Origin of the sequence: Vibrio sp. 10N.261.46.A3 (assembly GCF_041472995.1) — a bacterium.
In the GTDB taxonomy this organism is placed as follows: Bacteria; Pseudomonadota; Gammaproteobacteria; order Enterobacterales; family Vibrionaceae; genus Vibrio; species Vibrio coralliirubri.
In genome coordinates this window covers 1-1,783 of record NZ_JBFRRH010000043.1, presented here as the reverse complement: position 1 = coordinate 1,783, position 1,783 = coordinate 1, and the positions used below count along the sequence as shown (strand labels likewise).

Here is a 1,783-nt window from a genome sequence, read left to right as displayed (position 1 = left end):
ACCAACGTGTGCGAATCACTTTGTGATTATTAAAAGAAAATAGAATGATCGTTAAGGTTTGAAAATATGGCTATTTATCATTGCAGTGTAAAGATCGGCAGTCGTTCAAATGGCGCATCCTCTGTTGCTTCATGTGCCTATCGTGAAAGCATAAAAATCAAAGATGAAAGAATGGGAGTTGTTCACGATTATTCTCGAAAATCGGGTGTTATCGATTCGTTTACCATGACACCAGAAAATGCGCCAACGTGGGCAAACGATTCTTCAAAACTTTGGAATAGTGTTGAGGAAATTGAAAAACGAAAAGACGCCCAAGTTTTTAGGGAAGTGGTTGTTGCTTTGCCTAGAGAGTTAAATCGTAAGCAGCAAAAAGAGTTAGTTACGGATTACACCAATCGAAACTTTGTTGAAAAAGGCATGTGCGCGACAGTTGCCATTCATGAAACTGACCGCGAAAACCCTCACGCTCATATTATGCTGACGACTCGAACGATTGATATAGGTGGATTCGGTCAGAAACAGCGTGATTGGAATAGTAGGAAGCACCTGGAACGGTGGCGTTATGATTGGTCTGAATCCGTAAATTTAGCGTTGCAGCGTGAGGGGTTGTTGGTTCGCGTTGATCATAGAAGCCTTAAAGACCAAGGGATAACAAGAGCGCCCCAGATTCACTTGGGTAAAGTTGCAACCGCAATGGAACGTAAGGGAATGCAGACAGAACGTGGTGATCGCAATCGTAGTATCTTAGAGCTAAATGAAAATATGACTCAATTTATAGAAAGAGGCATTGATTCTGTTCGTCAGAAATTTGAAGACCATAAAGCTAATGAAAGGCATTTGAAACAAGAGCTAGAGCGACAGAAGATAGCTATGCGTGAGAAAAAAGAGCAAGAAAAAGTACTCAAAGAGACTTCTTTGACGTTGAAAAAAGAACAAAAGCGAGAGTCTCAAAAGGTAGGGGATCTTACTCATGCAAATAAACTCCAAAGCCGAGGATTTAGCCGATGAAACCAGATGAACAATTATTTTCTTTAATGGCAGTAGCGGAAGAACAACAACGTTTAGTGACTCGGCAGATAGAGAGACAAGATGCTTCTATATTGGAGTTTGACCAAGTACAGAAGCAACTCATTAGGGATCTTAAAGATAGTCACACAAAGGCTCAAATGGAGTTTGAGCGTAATTTGTGCGATTTGAATGATAAGTTGAGTCATAAGGTTCGATGGTCTCAAATCTTACTTACATTGGTGTTTTGTTTGTTTTTATCTGTAGCTATCAGTGTGGGCATGTATGTTTATTTGAATGAAGTCACCCAAGATATTCATGAGGCTAGAGCGATCAGGGAGCAGCTTGAAAACTATCAGGCTGATCTTAGTCCCTGCATTAGAAATGGAAAGGATTATGTTTGCGTTCGGGTTATGAAGAGTTGGGGAGCTTATGGGGATGATGGAGATTACTTTATCCTTGACCCTTTATGATTAGCTGTCGCCTCGCCTAGCTCGTTGACGATTCGCTTAACTAGATAAAACTCGTTTCACTCGTATTTTCTAGTTAAGCGAATTTAAATGTAAGAGTTTCAGTTATGAGCGTTACGGTGTGATTTTGGGGTGAGTTCAAAAAATGTTAATTCGCACTGTGAAGTCCTCTAATTGTGAAATTAACTTTCAAAGCGGATTTGTGTGCCTATGGGTGGTTTTGGTTCTTAAAATGGCTTACAGGCTGCGTGAGGGGCTTCTAGGTGGTGTTTCTGATAGGAAAGTGGCGGATTTTACATAATAGGAAT

Annotated in this window: 2 protein-coding genes; both read left to right on the top strand. The window is 40.4% G+C overall.

All coding sequences use genetic code 11. From position 1 onward, the window contains the following. Positions 1-66 precede the first annotated feature (66 nt). Positions 67-1,008, top strand: a complete 942-nt coding sequence (mobQ, locus tag AB4484_RS12000; protein WP_372078348.1) for a MobQ family relaxase — start codon at positions 67-69, stop codon at positions 1,006-1,008. Beyond that, a complete protein-coding gene (locus tag AB4484_RS11995) occupies positions 1,005-1,478 on the top strand; it encodes a hypothetical protein (RefSeq protein WP_372078346.1) in 474 nt (157 codons plus the stop codon). The genes mobQ and AB4484_RS11995 overlap by 4 nt, the downstream gene beginning before the upstream one ends. The last annotated feature ends 305 nt before the right edge of the window (positions 1,479-1,783 follow it).

Excerpts from the sequence above, each read along its gene's own strand:
- AB4484_RS11995 (WP_372078346.1), top strand. The coding sequence starts at position 1,005 with ATGAAACCAGATGAACAATTATTTTCTTTAATGGCAGTAGCGGAAGAA.
- mobQ (WP_372078348.1), top strand. The coding sequence starts at position 67 with ATGGCTATTTATCATTGCAGTGTAAAGATCGGCAGTCGTTCAAATGGC.